General features: G+C 34.1%; 15 protein-coding genes. 11 read left to right on the top strand and 4 right to left on the bottom strand.

Annotated features, from left to right (window positions below; translation table 11 throughout):
* Positions 1-3 precede the first annotated feature (3 nt).
* From AST02_RS00380 to AST02_RS00360, 5 genes are all read left to right on the top strand, one after another.
* Positions 4-900: an ABC transporter ATP-binding protein gene (locus AST02_RS00380; RefSeq protein ID WP_069814879.1), complete on the top strand. Its 897-nt coding sequence runs from the start codon at positions 4-6 to the stop codon at positions 898-900.
* A 1-nt stretch (position 901) separates the two neighbouring features.
* Entirely contained in the window at positions 902-2,491 is a 1,590-nt protein-coding gene (locus AST02_RS00375) for an ABC transporter permease (protein WP_069814877.1), read from the top strand.
* A gap of 447 nt (positions 2,492-2,938) precedes the next feature.
* Entirely contained in the window at positions 2,939-3,886 is a 948-nt protein-coding gene (gene hemH, locus AST02_RS00370) for a ferrochelatase (RefSeq protein WP_069814875.1), read from the top strand.
* A gap of 13 nt (positions 3,887-3,899) precedes the next feature.
* Positions 3,900-5,381: a catalase gene (locus AST02_RS00365; protein ID WP_069814873.1), complete on the top strand. Its 1,482-nt coding sequence runs from the start codon at positions 3,900-3,902 to the stop codon at positions 5,379-5,381.
* A 20-nt stretch (positions 5,382-5,401) separates the two neighbouring features.
* Positions 5,402-5,728, top strand: coding sequence for a PH domain-containing protein (locus tag AST02_RS00360; RefSeq protein WP_069814871.1), 327 nt, complete (start codon positions 5,402-5,404; stop codon positions 5,726-5,728).
* 115 nt (positions 5,729-5,843) lie between these two features.
* On the opposite strand, the gene AST02_RS00355 is transcribed toward AST02_RS00360, so the two are convergent.
* Positions 5,844-6,578, bottom strand: coding sequence for a glucose 1-dehydrogenase (locus AST02_RS00355; protein ID WP_069814869.1), 735 nt, complete (start codon positions 6,576-6,578; stop codon positions 5,844-5,846).
* 149 nt (positions 6,579-6,727) lie between these two features.
* On the opposite strand from AST02_RS00355, the gene AST02_RS00350 reads away from it, so the two are divergent.
* Both AST02_RS00350 and AST02_RS00345 read left to right on the top strand, forming a co-directional pair.
* Entirely contained in the window at positions 6,728-7,162 is a 435-nt protein-coding gene (locus AST02_RS00350; RefSeq protein WP_069814867.1) for a MarR family winged helix-turn-helix transcriptional regulator, read from the top strand.
* Positions 7,163-7,227: 65 nt separating this feature from the next.
* Complete coding sequence (locus tag AST02_RS00345) at positions 7,228-7,983, top strand: SDR family NAD(P)-dependent oxidoreductase (RefSeq protein ID WP_069814865.1); 756 nt, start codon at positions 7,228-7,230, stop codon at positions 7,981-7,983.
* 73 nt (positions 7,984-8,056) lie between these two features.
* Here AST02_RS00345 and AST02_RS00340 read toward each other — a convergent pair whose 3' ends face one another.
* On the bottom strand, positions 8,057-8,482 hold the full coding sequence (locus AST02_RS00340) for a MaoC family dehydratase (RefSeq protein WP_069814863.1): 426 nt from the start codon (positions 8,480-8,482) through the stop codon (positions 8,057-8,059).
* A 352-nt stretch (positions 8,483-8,834) separates the two neighbouring features.
* Here AST02_RS00340 and AST02_RS00330 point away from each other — a divergent pair, with 352 nt between their 5' ends.
* Positions 8,835-9,596: an SDR family oxidoreductase gene (locus AST02_RS00330; protein ID WP_069814859.1), complete on the top strand. Its 762-nt coding sequence runs from the start codon at positions 8,835-8,837 to the stop codon at positions 9,594-9,596.
* A 163-nt stretch (positions 9,597-9,759) separates the two neighbouring features.
* Here the strand turns inward: AST02_RS00330 and AST02_RS00325 are convergent, their stop codons facing one another.
* Positions 9,760-10,362, bottom strand: coding sequence for a hypothetical protein (locus AST02_RS00325; protein WP_069814856.1), 603 nt, complete (start codon positions 10,360-10,362; stop codon positions 9,760-9,762).
* Positions 10,355-10,987, bottom strand: coding sequence for a hypothetical protein (locus AST02_RS00320; RefSeq protein WP_069814854.1), 633 nt, complete (start codon positions 10,985-10,987; stop codon positions 10,355-10,357). Before AST02_RS00320 ends, AST02_RS00325 begins: the two co-directional genes overlap by 8 nt.
* A gap of 176 nt (positions 10,988-11,163) precedes the next feature.
* Between AST02_RS00320 and AST02_RS00315 the strand changes: the two genes are divergently transcribed.
* The 3 genes from AST02_RS00315 to AST02_RS00305 are packed head-to-tail and all read left to right on the top strand — an operon-like array spanning position 11,164 to position 13,519.
* The gene (locus AST02_RS00315) at positions 11,164-11,787 is read left to right on the top strand and encodes a hypothetical protein (RefSeq protein ID WP_069814852.1); all 624 of its coding nucleotides are present in this window, start codon (positions 11,164-11,166) and stop codon (positions 11,785-11,787) included.
* A complete protein-coding gene (locus AST02_RS00310) occupies positions 11,784-12,389 on the top strand; it encodes a hypothetical protein (protein WP_069814850.1) in 606 nt (201 codons plus the stop codon). Before AST02_RS00315 ends, AST02_RS00310 begins: the two co-directional genes overlap by 4 nt.
* Positions 12,386-13,519: an ABC transporter substrate-binding protein gene (locus tag AST02_RS00305; RefSeq protein ID WP_069814848.1), complete on the top strand. Its 1,134-nt coding sequence runs from the start codon at positions 12,386-12,388 to the stop codon at positions 13,517-13,519. Before AST02_RS00310 ends, AST02_RS00305 begins: the two co-directional genes overlap by 4 nt.
* The last annotated feature ends 11 nt before the right edge of the window (positions 13,520-13,530 follow it).

Below are 13,530 nucleotides of genomic sequence, written 5' to 3'. Positions count from 1 at the left end.
TGTATGACCCTACTTAAAATTCATAATTTAACAAAACGCTTTGGTAAATTCTATGCTTTAGATGGTGTGGATTTAGAACTCAATGAGGGTGAAGTTTATGGGTTTATTGGACCAAACGGGGCTGGGAAATCAACGACAATCAAAGCAATATTAGGTATGTTGAAACCAACGCAAGGTACTATTGAAATTTTTGACAAAAATGCGCTGAAAGATGCAGTAGCCGTGCATAAAGATCTTGCTTTTGTGCCTGGCGATGTCAATTTTTGGCCAAATTTAACTGGTGGAGAAATTATTGATTTCTTTCTTAGTCTTCATCCTAAAGCAAATTACGATAGAAAAAATGAATTAATTAAACGCTTTGAATTAGATACTACTAAAAAATGTAGTGCTTATTCTACAGGAAATCGTCAGAAAGTAGCGTTAATTACTGCGTTTAGTATTGATGCAAAATTATATATCTTAGATGAACCTACTTCTGGTCTTGATCCTCTAATGGAAGAGGTTTTTCAAGAATGTATAAGAGACATTAAAAATAATAACAAAAGTGTATTACTCTCAAGTCATATTTTAAGTGAAGTAGAAAAATTGTGCGATCGCGTAGGTATTATCCGTAAAGGGAAGATGATAACTTCTGGGACTTTAGATGAGATGCGCCATCTTACACGCATGCAATTCACCGTAGAAAGTGGACAGCAATTAGGCGCGTTAACACAAGTGACAGGTGTGCATAATGTGAGGCAAGAAGACAACACATATTATTTTGAAGTTGATTCAGATAAAATTTCTGCTGTCATTGAATATCTAAGCCGCTTTGAAATTAAAAAATTAGAATCTACGCCACCAACACTAGAAGCAATATTTAAACGATATTATGAAACCACAGATGAAGTAGGTGAATGATATGAAGCAATCATTTTACCAAACCTCAAAGTTATTTTATTTTTATGTAAAAAGAAATAGTAAAAAAATGATTTTATGGGTGGTTTTATTAACTGCTTTAACGTTAATGATTCCACCTGCTTTTGAGTCGATGTACCCGAGTCAATCTAAGATGAGTCCTATCATCGAGATGTCAAAAAATCCTGCGATGCAAGCGATGCTTGGTCCGGCTGATTTTGATGATGTAAATATTGGCGTGCTTTTTACGCATGAAATGACTTTATTCACAGCAATAATGGTAGCAATTATGAATATTTTAATAGTATCTCGAGACACACGAGGCGATGAAGAAGACGGTAGAATAATCATTTTAACTGCATTGCCAATTGGTAAACAAGCACCTTTGATGGGGCATCTAATTCAGACTTTATTACTTAATGTCAGCCTAATCATATTACTCACTTTAGGGCTAGCGTCGTTAAACGTTGAGGGTATAGATTTAGTAGGTGCATTTTTATATAGTTCAGCTTTAGGTGTATTTGGTATGATGTTTGCTGCGTTGCCCATGTTCGTTGCCCAATTTGTATCATCTAGTAGTGAGACGACTGGTGTGAGTATCGCTTTATTGCTCATTATGTATTTGATTAGAGCGTTTGGAGATGTAGCCAATGAGACGCTATCTATGTTTTCACCGATGGGCTGGTTGTCTAGAACGTATGCATTTTCAGAAGATCATTGGTGGCCGGTGTGGTGCATTTTAGGCCTTACAGTTATCATTGCTATATTTGCCTTTGTGTTAAATGGTTTGCGTGATATCGATGCTAAATTATTACCACAGAAAAAAGGGAGCCAACATGCGAAGTGGTACATGAAGTCTCCACTAGGTTTACAAATCAGATTACAAAAAATGAGTTTTATATATTTTGCTATTGGATTATTTATACTTGGATTATCATATGGCTCTATTTTTGGAAATTTAGACGACTTTTTTAAAGATAATCCATTATTACTGTCTATGTTAGAAAATCCAAATGGAGATTACGTCAAACAATTTTTACCGCAATTAATGTTGGTGATGGCAATAATCAGTACGGTGCCTACGCTGTTAGGTTTATTTAAAATAAAGAAAGCGATAGATAGAGGGTACGCGATGCTTGTATTAGCCAATCCGCTTTCGCGTATCAAGTACTTACTGAGTTTTCTAATTATCAGTGTGGTGAATGCGGTAGTGATGATTTTTGTCGCAGGACTCGGTTTGTATGTTGGCCAATTCTATTCAATGGATACACCACTCGACTTTAACATGGTCATTCAATCGGCTATTGTCTATATACCAGCCATACTGAGTTTTGTTGGTATAGGAACTGTCGTAATTGGATGGGGCATAAAGTTAACGACTTTAGTCTATGCTTATCTCGCTTATACTTTTTTAGTGAATTATTTAGGTACTTTACTGAATGTGAAAGATTGGATGAAAGATATCACACCATTTGAGCATATACCAAGTTTGCCTATAGATGATTTTACAAGTGGGCCGATAATCAGCCTTATGCTTATTTTTATTATACTATGTGTCATAGGTGCGGTCGGATTTAACGAAAAAGATATATAATGACTATAATAAAAATGATTTTGTATAATGATGAATCGTGATGTGAATTGAATATAATCACTAAAAAGAGTTGCCAAATTGTTGGCAGCTCTTTTTTTGCCATATTAAATACTATTTCACACTCGCTTGCCAAGGGTATAGCCACGGTCTTCAGATGTTCAACTCGTGTTAAATTGTTTGGTGTGAGGCAGGCCTTTATTATGTACACTACCAATATATAAAATATAGATTATTGCAAGAAAGTGAAGTGTTATTTTACTATTTAATAGTAATAAAAATAATGAAAACGCATAATTCATTATCACTTATAAGTATGTATTATCAATTCAAATGATATATTAAATATTTAAATATAGACTTTAATCATTTTTACGTTATAATAGATTATAATAATTACAAATAGATAATTATTGTAAAGAAGAGCAAGTTAGTGGAGGTGCACTTAACATGAAACGTGTAGCATTATTATGTATGTCTTATGGTACGCCATATAAGGAAGAAGATATTTTACCTTACTATACGCATATCAGACATGGACACGAACCAAGCCATGAAGCATACATAGATTTGAAAGATAGATATGAATATATTGGTGGCGTATCACCTTTAGCAACAACGACTGAAAAACAAGCTGAAACATTATGTCATACACTTAACTCAATGACGAGTGACATAAGCTATGAATTATATATAGGTTTGAAACATATACATCCATTTATTGAAGATGCGATAGATGACATTAGTGCGGCAGGCATAGACGAAATCGTCAGCGTAGTTTTAACGCCGCATTATTCTTCATTTTCAGTAGAAATGTATAACCAGCGCGCATCTCAATATGCAAATGAGAAAAATATTAAAGTAACGACATTGGATCAATTTTATAAAGAAGAGAAATTCATTCAGTATTGGGTTGATTCAGTAAATACACAATTGAATTTAATACCTGAGGAAGCGCATCAAAAAACAGCAATTATCGTTTCGGCGCATAGTCTTCCAGAAAAAATATTGGAACATAATGATCCTTATCCAAGTCAACTTGAAGAAACAGCACAGTTAATCCAATCACGAATTGGACATAACCATGTTTTTAACGGTTGGCAATCTGAAGGTAACACTGGGGAACCTTGGATTGGACCAGATGTGCAAGATTTGACTCAAACATTACATGAACAATATGATTATCAAAACTTTATATACGTTCCATTAGGTTTTACATGTGAACACTTAGAAGTCTTATATGATAACGATTATGAATGTAAAAAAGTTTGCGATGATTTAGGTTGTAATTATTATAGAGCTGAAATGCCTGGCTCAAATCAACTGTTTATTGAAAGCATTGCAAATGCAGTCATCAATAATTATAAAGAAAAGAATCACTTAACTGCGGTAAATTAAAGGAGATAATATAATGAGTAAAAAACTAACAGGATTATTTGGTGCACCAGTAGGAGATAGAGAAAATAGTATGACGGCAGGCCCTAGAGGTCCGCTTTTAATGCAAGATATATATTTCTTAGAACAAATGGCACACTTCGATAGAGAAGTTATTCCGGAACGTCGTATGCATGCAAAAGGATCTGGTGCGTTTGGTACATTTAAAGTAACAAATGATATTACACAGTACACTTGTGCAAGTATTTTTTCTGAAGTTGGCAAAGAAACAGAAATGTTCGCTCGCTTTTCAACAGTAGCAGGTGAACGTGGTGCAGCTGATGCAGAACGTGATATTCGTGGGTTTGCATTGAAATTTTATACAGACGAAGGTAACTGGGATCTAGTTGGTAACAATACACCAGTATTCTTCTTCAGAGACCCTAAATTATTCGCAAGTTTAAACCATGTTGTTAAACGTAATCCAAAAACAAACATGAGAGACCCTCAAGCAAACTGGGATTTCTGGACATTATTACCAGAAGCGTTACATCAAATTACGATAGTGATGTCAGATCGTGGTATTCCTAAAGGTTTCAGAAATATGCATGGCTTTGGTTCTCACACATACTCTATGTACAATGATAAAGGTGAGCGTGTTTGGGTTAAATTCCACCACAGAACACAACAAGGTATAGAAAACTATTCACCTGAAGAAGCAGCACAAGTTATAGCAAATGACAGAGAGTCTTCTCAAAGAGATTTATTTGGAAACATTGAAGAAGGTAACTTCCCTAAATGGAAAATGTACATCCAAGTAATGACTGAAGAACAAGCACGCAATCATAAAGATAATCCATTTGATTTAACAAAAGTTTGGTATAAAGACGAATACCCATTAATCGAAGTAGGAGAGTTTGAATTAAATAGAAACCCTGAAAACTATTTCCAAGATGTTGAACAAGCAGCATTTGCACCAACAAACATCGTTCCAGGTCTAGACTTTTCACCAGATAAAATGTTACAAGGGCGTCTATTCTCATATGGCGATACACAAAGATATCGTTTAGGTGTAAACCATTGGCAGATTCCTGTTAACCAACCTAAAGGTGTAGGTGTAGAAAATATCTGTCCATTTAGTAGAGATGGACAAATGCGTATTTTAGATGATAACCAAGGTTCAAAAACACACTACTATCCAAATAGTAACGGTGCGCTTGAAGACCAACCGCAACACAAAAAACCAGGCTTAGACATTCAAGGCCAAGCGTTCGAATATGATTATCGTGAAGATGATGATAATTACTTTGAACAACCAGGTGAATTGTTCCGTAGAATGTCACCTGATAAACAACAAATATTATTTAATAATACGGCTAATGAAATGGGCCCAGTTACTGACCCACTAAAACACCGTCATATTAGACATTGTTATAAAGCGGATCCAGCTTACGGTCAAGGTGTAGCAGATGCTTTAGGTATTGATATTAATACTGTAGACTTAGAAGTTGCAGACTAATTGAAAAGGTAGGTAATCGAATGATATTAGATAATATTAATCCAGAAGATTTATTTCCAACTGAGAAACAAGGGCCTTCCGTTTTAGGAAATATGGAATACCCTGTTCAAGGAGAAATAAAAGTATACGAAGCGGCTTATGTCGCAACAAATGAACGTCTTATATTAAATGTTGATATGGGCGGCCAGTTTTACTATAGAAACATTAGATATGACGAAATTGAAAATATCGAATTAGACGGTAATGTATTAACGATGCGCTTTAGCATTGGCACATTTTCTTTAACAGATTTAAATAAAGAAGATGCTGAAAACTTTGTCGCTTACGTAGAACCTAAAAAAATATAATTAGTAATTTGATTTCAATAGATAGTATGAATTATTATAAACCCCCTTCACAACCATTTAAATGGTATTGCGAAGGGGGTTTTGTTGTTTGAAATATTTGGTTTGCTTAAGTTGTTTATAACGCAGTAAGACCGCCATCGATGACGAATTCAGAACCTGTAGAGTAACTGGCGTCATCTGAAGCTAAAAAGATGACCATATTAGATACTTCTTCAGTCAGAGCTACACGACGCATTGGAATGGTCTTCGCGAATTGTTCGACTGCTTCTTTAACACCTTCTTGTTCAATCATAGGTGTCTGAATTACACCGGGATGTACTGAATTCACACGTATATTATAGGGTGAAAGATCTCTTGAAGCAGCCTTAGTCATGCCGCGAACTGCAAATTTCGTATCTGTGTAGCCAATTGCACCACCAACAAGTCCATTCATAGAAGATATGTTTATAATTGAACCGTGCTGTTGCGCTTTCATAGTTGAAGCAACTGATTTCATACCTAAAAATACAGACACTTGATTGATGTTTACAATTTTCATATAACTTTCTAAACTGAGTTCTTCTATAGGCGTGTTATAAGTAATGCCAGCATTATTTACTAAGACGTCTATTTTGTCCCATTTTTTGATTACTGTATCTACTACATTTTGCCAATCTGCTTCATTAGAAACATCATGTTTAATAAAAAGTGCATTTTCCCCAAGTTCTTGTGCAACTTCTTGACCGAGTGTTTCATTGATGTCAGTAATCACAACTTTTGCACCTTCATGCAATACTTTTTCAGCGTGCATTTTCCCCATACCTTGTGCTGCGCCAGTAATAATTACAACTTTATTGTCTAATCTTTTCATAATTTAACTTCCTCCCATGATCAATTCACTATTATTATATAATTTAACAGTAAATACATTAAAAGTTAACTGTTTAGCATTAAGTATTTTACTGCTAAACTAATTTTGTATATACTATTATTATATCAACGTATTTAAGGAGGCATATCATGGAAAAGAATAACTTTTTCGAACTGATTCATAATGCTGAGTTATTTAATGACGCGACAATGACACTTTTTATGAAACAATTTAATATGAATGTTAATATTTCACAAATTATTGCCTTATCTAAACTTAAAGAGCATGGTGCGCAGAAGCCATCCGCGCTTGCGCAGTCGCTTGGTTATACTTCAGGTGCAATTACCGGTTTAACAAACAGACTCGTTAAAGAAGGCTACGTAGTAAGGGCACATCAAGAAGAGGATAGACGTTCCATTTTAATTACGATTACTGCAAAAGGACTGGATTTATTAGAAGAAGCTCAAAAACAAGGTCAAAAAATGAGAAATGAAATTTATTCAGTATTAAATGATGAAGAAGTGACGGAATTACTTAACATTCAGAAAAAACTTTATAGTCATGTCAAACAATTGAATAAATAAGATTTTATACGTACAAAAGAAAGAGCGAAAATATTCTAATATTAAAAAATGAAAAGGTGATTTTAATGACTAGATTAGATGGTAAAGTAGCAATTGTGACTGGTGGCGCAGGAGGTATTGGCTCTGGAATTGTGAAGGCATATGTTAAAGAAAATGCGAAAGTGGTTATCGCTGATATCGCTGAAGAAAAAGGGGGATTATTGAGTGAAACACTAAACAGTCAGGGTTATGAAACGTTATTTATTAAGACAGACTTAACAGATAAAGATTCATTGCAAGCATGTGTAGATACTACGCTAGAAAACTATGGAAAAATTGATATATTAGTTAATAATGCACACGCATCTCGCATGAAGTCTTTTTTAGATATTACAGAAGAAGATTTGAACTTATCATTGAATACTGGATTTTATGCGACATTTTATTTATGCCAAATGGTTATACCTTATTTGAAAGAAACAAAAGGTAATATTATAAACTTTGGTTCGGGCGCCGCTGTAAAAGGGGATAAGCATCAAGGTGCATATGTTGTAGCCAAAGAGGCGATACGTGGTATTACACGTGTAATAGCTAATGAATTTGGCGAATTTGGCATTAATGCTAATATCATATCTCCAATCGCTTATTCTGAAGGCGTTGATCAATGGCGTAAAGATAACCCTGAATATTATGAAAAGGTGGTCCAAGGCATTCCATTGCAAAAATTTGGAGATGTTGAAAAAGATATTGGTCCAGTAGCAGTATTTTTAGGGAGTGAAGACGCGCAATATATCACGGGACAAACGGTTATGGTAGATGGCGGTAGTATTAAATTATACTGATGATGTTACAAGCATAACGAAGTACTTGTGTATCAATTGAGATGAAATAGAATAATTTATTAACAAGAGCGTTTTAACGTTTGATAAGTGCCGTGAGTTCGCCTTCAAATACTTTAACATCTTCATGATTAAATGTTGTCATTAATACCGTAAGTAAACCTTGGTCTCTTTTACCAGCCTTTTTATCAATAACTTTTATCACAGTATGTAATTCATCATCCGGAAATACTGGTTTGATAAATTTAATATTATTCATATGTGTACCTGCAATGACATCTTCTCCGTATTTGCCTGTTTCAATCCATAGTTTAAAAGAAATGGCTAGTGTCTGGATACCGGAAGCGATGACACCATTAAATCTGCCTTGTTGTGCTTTTTCTTTATCTAGGTGCATATATTGTGGATCAAATTCACTAGCAAAATCCGTAATTGCTTCTTCGCTTATTTTATATGGCTTAGTCGTAAATGTTTCGCCAATGTGAAATTCATCTAGTTTCATGATTGTATTCTCCTTTAATGTGTTAAATGATTCATATTTCTATTGTACTGAGTAATATGAAAAATTAAAATTTATTGAAATGAAGTTTAGCTGTTTTTTCAACTAACTAATATATAATTGTATCAATTATGGCGGAAGATTCGTACCATCATGTCACTGGTTCTATTTGTTATAAGACAATTGAAAGCAACAGATTCATTTTTGGAGCTAAAAGGGTTTTTAAATGGTATATTTACACTAGTTGATGCAATTCATATACGTATCATCATAGTCGTTATTAGTTTAATTCTATCTTATTGGATTAAAAAACCAATAAAATTAAGAAATCATTTGAATAAAGGGGCTGAATATTATGAAATTAAAAGATAAAGTAGCGATTGTCACAGGTGCAGCATCTGGCATGGGTAAAGCAATTGCCGAATTATATGCTAAAGAAGGCGCTAAAGTTATTGTAGCTGATCTTAATTTAGAAAAAGCAGAAGCAGTGTCAAAAGAAATTAATGAAAATAATGGCGTTGCTCAAGCCATTGAGGTAAACATAGTTGAGCAAGAAGATATCGATAATATGATTGATACAACCATAGAATCCTATGGTACTTTAGATATACTAGTCAATAATGCGGGTGTTATGGATGGTTTTGAACCTGTGGGAGATATTTTGGATGAACGTTGGGATTTAATATTTGATATTAATACTAAAGGTGCAATGAGAGCAATGCGCAAGGCGATACCAATATTCTTGGAAAAAGGAAAAGGTATTATAATCAATACGACTTCTACAGGAGGATTAAATGGTGCACATGCGGGCGCTATTTATAGTGCTTCTAAACATGCACTCGTAGGACTTACCAAAAACACTGGATTTATGTATGCTAAAAAAGGTATACGTTGTAATGGAATTGCGCCAGGAGCAATTGAAACAAATATATCTGATTCAATGAAAAATATTAACCATTTTGGAGCTGAACGTACAAAAATTGCACAAAGTGCGATACCTAAAACAGGGCAAGCAGAGGAAATTGCTAAAGTAGCATTATTTTTAGCTTCTGATGATTCGAGTTTTATCAATGGGACAATCGTCACAGCAGATGGTGGATGGACCGCAGCATTCTAGAATAAATATGCATAGCATTATCATCATTATTTCTTGGGAAATATAAAACAACTGTAACTAAAAAAATGATGGCTTCTACGTGAAATAAAGTAGAAGCCATCATTTTTGTATAAACTAAGTGATTGTCATTAATATTATGGTTTTATTTCTTATTTATAAAAATTTATTCATAAGCTAAGTATGGAAAAAAGCCTTCAAGAAATTTTTCTGTAGCTGGCATGAAATATGAGCCAAAATGATAATCCGGATCTAGCGTTGTAATAATCCAATGACCATATTGCTTGGATTTTTGTTCGTACATTACAGCACCGCCATTTTTTGAGGCAATTAATATTTCAGCATCTTCTGGTGGCCAAAACACACCATGTTGATGCCACGTGCAATCATTTAGCGTAAGGTAACGTGCGAATAATGAATGATTCGGTGCGGATAAAAGCAAACCACTATCAGCATTCTCTTCTAACCACCACCAAAAATTAGTAGGTCTAAATTCCCAGTTTTGATTTGGTAACCAGTCGTGGGGTTGTGGTCCAAATGCGACAACAGTGCCTCCAGATTGTGCGAAATCATGAATTTTGTCGACACTTTTTAATAATAAGGGCTGGTTTAGCTGTGAAGGCACGATTAATATATCAAGCTGACTAATGTCTGTTTCTAAAAAACCTGGATGGTAAATTAATTGGTCTATAAATTGATGAAACTTAGGTTCATGAAATGTACGATAATGTGACTCATTTCCAGAGTATATAACACCTATTTTATTCATTAATTTTTCCTCCTTGTAATGATATTATTTCTTGTTTTAACCAAGTTATAAATTGACCAGAAATATAATCGGTTGTTTTATTTTGCGCTTTGTATCCTAAAAGTGAACGGCCCGCGTGCATAAAGAGTGTCCCTTCTGTTGATATTCTATCTACGTAGGTTACAACATGTCCGTTTTGAAAGGTTAGGTGTATTTCATGTTCAGGTTGCGTTTGGTAATGGCCTCTTGCAAAGAAACCAGCTACCCCTTTATTAAATGTCATATCGTCAGTTTTGACATTGGCATATATAGAAGAGTCATGCTTTGGAGTTAGCGAATAATCACTGAAATGATGAATGTGCTCAGGCATAAACAAAGCAGTTTTCGGCAAACAAGGTTTAAATAAGTGTCCAAAAAAGACAATGATTTTTTTAGTGTTCAAATAATCGTTTATCAAACCTTTATGACGATACAAATATTCTTGATCTACAAAATTAGGAATGATAATTGCGTCAAATTTAAAAATGTCTAATTTATGAAATTCGTATTGAGGTATATACTCTACAATGATTTCTTTGTCTATATCACTTTCTTTGTTAATGCCAAATGCATGCTCAGGGTCGATGTGACCGATTAAATAAGTCATTAAAAACATCCTTTTATAATTAATTTGTTTTTTGAAATAACATTTTGATGATAATTAATTTTTAAATTTAAATTCAATTTCAAAGTTTTAATTGAAATTGAGAATCATTATCGGTAAAATGGTTTATATATTATAAAATACGCATAAATATAAAATTTAGCAAGGGAAGTAGAAAAATGAATGAAATCGCATATTTAGCAATAGACATCCAATTTTCGAGACTTACAGAATTAGATCGTCAAAGAGGACTCGTGTTTTTAAATGTATATGACTTACCAAACACCAATTTAAATACATTTGATGGCGTGATTATTTCAAACCATATCGATGAACCTTATCTATTGGCACAAGACGACATATTAAATGACTATATCAACCAAGGTGGAGTGATTTTCACATTAGTGGAGAAATCTTTACCTTGGTTGAATTGTGTATCGACTTGGAAAAGGTCTCCCATTCCATTAAAAGATCGAGCGTTAGAAATGAAAGCAACCGATAATGGGCTTTTTGAAAATATTAAAGTAAAAGATTTGGAATATAGACGAGGTGTGCGTGGTTTCTTTTCAAGAGGTTATTTTGAAACGGTTCCAGAGCAAGCAAAAGTATTAATTACGGATCAAGAACAACAACCTATTGTTTATGTAGATCGAACACATAAAGGCACGATATATGCAGGTGCAGGCACTGATATGTACCGTATCTATACACATGAAGACAACACTTCAAATCAAGTAGGGCTACAGATGTTGAATGCTATACGCACAGAAGCATCGAACATTAGGGGGGAATATCAACATTGAATATTGCTTTGATTGTTAATGGGACACCATACCAAAATAGATTTTTAGAAGAACAGGAATTTAAGTATTTATATAATGACGTAATACATATTAGAACATTAAGTTCATACGACTTAAGTTGCTATGACACGATTTTATTATCGTGTCGCTTAGATATTCAATTATTGAAACAACATAGACAATTATTTTTAAAATTTTTAAAACTAGGTAAGCGGCTAGTGATTTTTGGAGAAGTATTGGATCAGTGGTTTCCTCACGTACATTGGGAAGATTCTGAAGTGAATTTCAGTTGGTGGGTCCGACCCAACGGTGACCTACCGTTAAATCCTGATTATCAAACGCATAGTCTATATGAATACTTAAAAGTGGATGATATGAAGTGGCATTATCACGGCACGTTCGATCCACCAAATGGTGCGAAATCATTATTAAATACACCAGATGGACGGTCGATTTTTTATATTGATGATGTCAATTTCAATGGCGAGTTAATCGTAACTTCGTTAGACCCAATGTTTCATATTGGACTTGGATTTATTAATCAAGCTAAGCCATTTTTACATGGTTTAGGACAATGGCTAAGAACAGGAGATAATCAATGAAGAAAAAATATAGTGTCCTAGCTGGGATTGTATTATCAGCTACATTACTTACAGCATGTAATTCAAATACGACAGCTACGAATTCAGAAGATAAAGAAGTAACGAAAGAAGAAAAAATAGTGAAAGATCAAACAAATCGAGAAGTGAAAATTAAAAAAGATCCAGACAGTATTGTAGTAGGAGGCATCTTGCCATATTTTTCTACTTGGTTTGTAGGGACGAACTCTACGAAAGAAATTAAAGGAATACATCCTAACGCGTATAACGCTGCAGAAAATTCTATACTTTCTAAAATATCACCTGATATAAAAAAAGCGTCTACAGAGTTTGTGAAAAATGGCGATGTGAATATAGAAGAACTATCTAAAATAAACCCAGATGTCTACTTTGAAAATGCTACTGAAGAGAAAACCTTAGATAAAGTTGCAGAGAGTGGCATACCAACCATGGGACTAGAAACAATCAAGGTTGAAGACGCTGATCCTTTAGCTACATTTAATAGCTGGTTAAAAGTTACTTCAGATGTTAAAGGTGGCAAGACGAGCGATAGAACTGAGAAATTTATGAAAGAGGGAGAAAAATCTCAAAAAATGATTGATGATGGCCTAAAAGACACGAAAAAATCAGACAAACCCAAAGTTCTATTCTTACATCAACATACAGACAACTCTATTGTTGTTGGTGGCGGTAATTTCTTTAGTGAAAAATGGACAGAAGCAACTGGTGGTATCGATGTTGTTGGCGATGATGGTGTCGATGGTCAAAAAGAAGTTAATATGGAGCAAATTTATAAATGGAATCCAGATAAAATCTATATTACAAACTTCACTGAGACCCAACCTAATGATTTATTGAAAAACAAAGTGTCTGGTCAAGATTGGAGTCAGGTAAAAGCAGTTAAAGACAAAGCGGTCTATAAGGTGCCTTTAGGTATCTATCGTTGGTTCCCACCAAACGGAGATGCACCGTTAATGCTTAAATGGATGGCACAACATAATCACCCAGATAAATTCAACTATGATATGAAAGATGAAATCAAATCATATTACCAAGATTTTTACGACTATAAATTATCAGACGAAGATGTTGAGTCTATTTTACATCCTTCATCTGATGCTGCGAAGTATTAAGGAGTTAACTA

This window comes from Staphylococcus equorum, assembly GCF_001747895.1.
Classification (GTDB): domain Bacteria; phylum Bacillota; class Bacilli; order Staphylococcales; family Staphylococcaceae; genus Staphylococcus; species Staphylococcus equorum_A.
Note: the sequence above shows the minus strand (reverse complement) of the source record. Positions and strands in the feature narration are given on the sequence as shown.